This is a genomic window from Flavobacterium macacae (assembly GCF_003865365.1).
Taxonomy (GTDB): domain Bacteria; phylum Bacteroidota; class Bacteroidia; order Flavobacteriales; family Flavobacteriaceae; genus Flavobacterium; species Flavobacterium macacae.
On record NZ_RQVR01000001.1, the window covers coordinates 359,253 to 366,309 of the forward strand.

1 protein-coding gene is annotated in these 7,057 nt (G+C 38.2%); it reads left to right on the top strand.

Annotated features, from left to right (window positions below; all coding sequences use genetic code 11):
* Nucleotides 1–217: 217 nt before the first annotated feature.
* Nucleotides 218–7,057: fibronectin type III domain-containing protein (locus tag EG849_RS01705; RefSeq protein ID WP_125011355.1), on the top strand; the 6,840-nt coding region annotated here is incomplete at its 3' end.

A 7,057-nucleotide genomic window follows, 5' to 3' on the forward strand; every position in this document is an offset into this window, starting at 1 on the left:
AACTTTAATAAATGATTAAGACTATTGCTTTTATTATAATTAGTATAAACCTAGCACTTTTTAGACGGAATTTTTTTGTCCTACTCAGATAATATGCTTAAATGTTACAAACAATTTAGTTAAAAGTTATTTTTATGCTATGTTTTTCTTAAATTTAGTTAAATTTGAGCTTCTAAAAACCTACAGTATTAATTAAACAACCTAAAAATTTTCATTTATGAAAAAAATTACATTACTGCTTTTAATGTGTTTTTCTTCCTTTATAGGCTTCTCACAGGGGCTTGTAGAAGGATTTGACAACACGGCAGCTCCTTCGGGTGGTGTGTTAGCATTAGATTCGGGTTCATGGGCCATTTTTGACAATGGTATCGGAACACAAGGAAGTTGGCTTCCAACCGCATCTCCAACCTTGATTCATCAAGGAACAAGAGCAATGCAAATCAACGGTACGAATGATAACCTTGGAATTGGGAATACTTCTCAAGACTGGCTTGTTACTCCTGCCGTAGTAGTTCCTAATAATGGGCAACTAAAATTCTTTACAAGACTGCAGACCGCAGCGAATCAAGGTTCTATTTTTCAAATTAGAATCTCAACAACTTCTCAAACAGACGCTGCTTCATTTACTATTCTGCAAGAATGGAATGAACTGAACTTGAATGTATCATACAATACGTATGAAGAAAAAACAGTTCCTTTAAATTTACCAGCAGGCTCAACTGTTTATGTTGCTTTTGTAATGCTAAATACACAACTTGGTAATACAGTTTCTTCAGAACGTTGGTTAATTGACACTGTTAACATTGTGGAGCAATGTCTGGATCCAACGAATTTAACAGCATCAGCTGTTACTCAATCTGGAGCAAATTTAAGCTGGTTGAATCCTAGTGGTGCAACTTCATGGGAAATTGAAATTGTTTCAGGAACAACGCCAACTCCAACACAACATGGAGTGGTTTACAATGGCGCATTGCCATATGCTGCAACAGGGACGGCAACAGGAACACCTTTAGTTCAAGTGCCTTTTTTACCCAATACTGAATATAAATATTATGTAAGAGCTATTTGTTCTGGATCTAATACAAGTAGTGCTTGGGTTGGACCATTTTCATTTACTACAGGAGCGCCTGGTTTTACCTGTAGTTCTGCAATTCCTATTACTGCTTTGCCTTACACTACTACCGACAATACGGCAAATTATGGCGATACTTTTGATGCTAATCAAGGTACAGGCTGTGGATCTACTGTAAATTACATGACAGGGAACGATGTATTTTATTCTTATACAGCGACTCAAACTGGGGTAATTAGTATTTCTATGACTCCAACAGCAACTAATACAAGTATTTTTGTATATAATGGTTGTGCAAACGTTGGTGTTAGCTGTGTAGCTGGTGTTGCCAATGCGCAAACAACAGTTAGAGAGATTCCAGCACTTGCGGTTACAGCAGGAGTAACTTATGTAATTGTAATTTCTAAAAACGGAACTCCGGCAACAGGGGCTTACACTTTAAATATTCAAATCGTAAATTGTACACCGCCTACCAACTTGAACGCAACAAACGTTTCAGCTACTAGTGCTACTTTAACTTGGGATAACCCAGGTGGTTTGGCTTCAACATGGCAAGTTGCTTTGCAAGATGCAGGTACTCCAATGCCAACAACGGATGCAGGAGTGGTAACAGTTACTACAAATACGGCTTATCAGCCAACTTTACAAAACTCTTACGCTTATCAATATTATGTTAGAGCACAATGTCCAGATGGATCTTATAGTGCTTGGGCAGGACCTTACTTGTTTAATTCTGCACAAGTTGCAGCAAGTATTCCTTTTACTGAAGGGTTTGAGGGTACAAATACTTTTGCCTTAAATAACGGAACACAAGTTAATAAATGGGCAGTCGGTAGTGCAACTAATAATGGCGGAACCAATTCATTGTACATTTCAAATGATAATGGAGTTTCTAATGCCTATACCATTGCGGCTGCGATATCTGTCGTTCAGGCCTATAGAGATATAGCTGTTCCAGCAGGAACTAACGAATTAAATTTAGCATTTGATTGGAAAGCCGCTGGAGAAAGTACTTTTGACTATTTAAGAGTCTGGACTGTTCCAACTTCATTTACGCCAACGCCAGGAACACAAATTACTGCAGGTGCAGGAAGAGTTCAGTTGGGAGCTAATATGAATCTAACGCCAAATTACACAACAGTAAATTATGTTATTCCGGCTACAGCTCTTGCAGGACAAACAATGAGACTTGTTTTTGAATGGAGAAATGACAATAGCGCTGGAACACAACCGCCAGCAGCTATTGACAATATCAATCTTACTGTAATTACTTGTTCGGCACCTTCAGCACTTCTTTTGCAAAGTGTGGGACAAACAACAGCAGGAATCTCTTGGACTGCGCCAGTATCTGGAGCTGCTTCTTATGATTATTATGTATCATCAACAAATACAAATCCAGCAGCGGGTGTAACGGTAACGGGTAACGTATCAACTACTACAGCTACTTTATCGGGACTTCTTCCTTCAACAACAAATTATGTTTGGGTAAGAAGTAATTGTGGGATTGACGGAACAAGTACTTGGACTGGACCTGTAACGGTAATAACTACACAAATTCCTGGAACATTGGCTTATATTGACGGTTTCGAAGGAACAAATCAATGGTCACTTATTAACGGAACTCAAGTTAATAAATGGGTAGTTGGTACTGCTACAAATAATGGTGGTACACAATCCTTATACATCTCAAATGATAATGGAGCAACAAATGCGTATACCATTACATCAACTTCTATTGTTCAGGCTTACAGAGATATAGCTATTCCTGCTACTGCTGGAGATTTGAATGTTTCATTCGATTGGAGAGCAGTTGGACAAGGATTTGGACCAACAACTTTTAATGATTATTTTAGAGTTTGGGCAGTTCCAACAACTTTTAACCCAACACCAGGTACACAAATTACTGCAGGTGTTGGAAGAGTACAGTTGGGAACTAGCACTAATAACTCTGCAAATTATACCACATCTAATTATGTACTTCCTTCAGCAGGATTTGCCGGGCAGACATTAAGACTTGTTTTTGAGTGGAGAAATGACGCATCTACAGGTACACAAACTCCTGCAGCTATCGATAATGTTAATATAAGCATTATTACTTGTGCGGCGCCTACAGCATTGGCGGTGAATACGGTAAATCAAACTTCTGGTACGTTTTCGTGGACTGCACCAGCATCTGGAGCAATTTCATACGATTACTATGTATCAACAACTAACACGGCTCCAATTGCAACAACAGCTGCTACCGGAAACGTAACAACTACTAACGCTACTGCTTTAGGTCTTCAGCCATCTACTACTTATTATGTATGGGTAAGAACTAACTGTGGTGCTACTGATGGAAATAGTACATGGACAGGTCCGGTACAATTGATTACAACTCAAATACCAGCAGATTTAACTTATGTTGATGGTTTTGAAGGAACAAATCAATGGAGTATTGTCAATGGGACTCAAGTTAATAAATGGGTAATAGGTACGGCAACAAGCAATGGCGGAACACAATCATTATATATTACAAATGATAATGGGGTTTCAAATGCTTACACCGTAAATGCTATATCGGTTGTTCAGGCTTACAGAGATATAAATGTTCCAGCAACCGCAGCTGAATTAAATGTTGCATTTGATTGGAGAGCTGCTGGAGAAAGCTCATTTGACTATTTAAGAGTTTGGGCTGTACCAACAACTTTTAACCCAACACCTGGAACGCAAATTACAGCAGGAGCAGGAAGAGTTCAGTTGGGAGCGAATATGAATCAAACACCAAATTATACTACAGTTAATTATGTTCTTCCAACAACAGGATTTGCTGGACAAACTATGAGATTGGTTTTTGAATGGAGAAACGATGGAAGTGCTGGAACACAGCCGCCTGCTGCAATTGATAATGTTAATATAAATGTTATTACATGTTCAGCTCCATCAGCATTAATAGTTAATACAGCAAATCAAACAGGGGGTTCTTTCTCTTGGACAGCACCAGCGAACGGAGCTGCTTCGTATGATTATTACATTTCAACAACTAATACACCTCCAACTTCTACTTCAGAAGTTGTGAATGTAACACCAACAAATGCAACAGTTACTGGTCTTCAGCCATCTACAACACACTATGTGTGGGTAAGAAGTAATTGTGGGGCTGTTGATGGAACAAGTATTTGGGTCGGACCAGTACAATTAATTACAAGTCAAATTCCTGGAGAACTTAACTATATTGATGGTTTTGAAGGAACAAATGGTTGGACGTTAAATAACGGAACGCAAGTAAATAAATGGATTGTTGGAACCGCAACTAGTAATGGCGGAACACAATCATTGTATATTTCAAATAATAATGCGGACAATGCTTATACAATATCTTCTACCTCAGTAGTTCATGCGTATAGAGACATACAAATGCCTGCAGTAGTTGGTGACTTAAGCCTAACATTTGATTGGAAAGCAATTGGACAAGGATTTACCACAACTTTTAATGATTATTTTAGAGTTTGGGCTGTTCCAACAACTTTTAATCCAACACCTGGAACGCAAATTACGGCAGGTTCAGGTAGAGTTCAAATTGGAGCAAACTTTAATAATTCTGCGATTTGGCAAACTCCTAATTATATATTCTCAGCAACTCCTTTCTCAGGACAAGCAATGAGATTAGTTTTTGAGTGGAGAAATGATGGAAGCAGTGGGACACAGCCGCCTGCAGCAATTGACAATGTTAATCTATCGCAACTTACTTGTCCAGCTCCAATAAATCTTATAGCTGAAAGCAATCCTTCGAATTCAGATTTGATATTATCTTGGACTCCTGTCGGTGCTGAGACACAATGGGAAGTTGTAGCTCAAATAGCAGGAACTGGCGCGCCAGTTTCGGGACAAATCGTTAACGAAACTAGTTTAACCTTTTCACCACTACCAGGAACTTTTTATGAGTTTTTTGTGAGAGCAATTTGTTCTCCAACAGACTCTAGCTTTTGGGCTGGACCTGCCGCATTCTCAATTTTTACACCGCCAGGATGTGCTTCTGTAGATCTAGTGGGTGTTGGGGTTGATATTGTAGACCAAGAAATTATTTTATGTGCTGAAGAAGACAACTGTGTTAATTTATCTGCTACCTATTTTGGTATTGGAGCAACAACTTCTTATGAAGTAGCATCTATTGATTACAATCCACCATTCCCTTTTACTGGAGGAACGGAGATGCCAATTACAGCTGATGATGATTACACACCAAGTTTTGATTTACCATTTAACTTCTGTTTCTTTGGAGAATCTTATGATTATGTAAGAGTTGGTGATAATGGTGTGATTGCTTTTGGTTTACCTTACACAACTACTTATGGAGAATATTGTTCATGGGTTCTTGATGGTCCAATTCCAAATCCAGCATTTACTATCAAAAATGCTATTTATGGAGTATTCCAAGATATGCTTACCACTAATAATCCAGGTGCAAATACCTCGATAAACTACCAAGTTTTGGGAACGTATCCTTGTAGAGCCTTTGTAGTGAACTTTAATGAAGTTCCTGCTTTTGGTACTGCATGTCAGGACGCTCAGTATAGAACAACTACACAGATAGTTCTTTATGAAATTTCAAATATTATTGAGGTTTATGTAAAAAACAGAACTGCTTGTTCTGGTTGGCAACAAGGGGAAGGTGTTATCGGTATTCAAAATGCCGCTGGTACAGTAGCGTATGTGCCACCAGGAAGAAATACAGGTGCTTGGAATGCTACAAATGAAGCTTGGAGATTTTCTCCAAATGGAGAATCTAATGTAGATTTCCAATGGCTTAAAGACGGAGTATTCTTTAGCGATCAACAAGACATTCAAGTATGTGTAACAGAATTGACAACTATGGTTGCTCAAGCGACTTATACAACTTGTGATGGAACTGTAATTACAAAAGAAAATCAAGTTATAATTAGAACTACAGAACCATTACCAACTAATGATCCTGTTGATATTTTGTCTTGTTCTTCTACCGGAAATCCAATTTTTGATTTAACACCAAATACGGCAACAATTATTGGTTCAAATTCTGCAACAGATCTTATAATTGAATACTATTTGACTCAAGCAGAAGCAGAAGTAGGAGTTAGTGCTACAGCTATTTTAACTCCTGAAGCTTATGCGGGAACACCAGGTCAGACAATTTTTGTTAGAATTTCTTACCCAGGATCAGACTGTTTCTTTGTAAAAACTTTCCAACTTCAGTTAGGGTCAAATACACCGTCTGTAACAACATTCTCTTACAGCACGCCAATTTGTATCGGTAATGCAACAAATCCACTACCTATTCCGGTTACTGGATTTACCGCAGGCGGAACTTACTCTTCAAATGATGTAACAGTAAATGCTACAACAGGAGAAATTGATATGACAACTGCTACTGCGGGTACGCACGATATCACTTATACAATTATTCCTGCAGGATGTAATGAAGGTGGTTCATTTACTGCTCAAATCGTAATAAATGCATTACCAGTAGCGGATGTTATTACTGATGTAGTTGTTTGTGATTCATATGTATTACAACCATTAAGTGCTAACAATAATTATTTTACAGCACCAAATGGTGGAGGTTCCGCATTAACTGCTGGAACAGCAATTACAACATCTCAGTTAATTTACATCTTTTCTTCAACAGGAGTTGGATGTTCTGACGAAAGTGACTTTAATGTAACGATTAACGAAAGCCCAATTGTTTCTGTAACAGGTGCTTGTCAAGGAGCTGATTACATTATTGAAGCTACAATTTTAAATGATAATTTATCAGCCGATAATTTTATATTCTCTTGGACTGATTCGGATGGAAATTCAGTTGGTGGAAACACTTCAACAATTACGGTTTCAGTTTCTGGTGAATATTTTGTAAATGTTACACCAGTTGCAACTTCAACTGTTGATTGTTCAGTGGATCAATCTTTCACCGCCAACGGTACTACGTGTATGATTCCAAAAGGGATTTCACCAAACGGTGACGGAAAG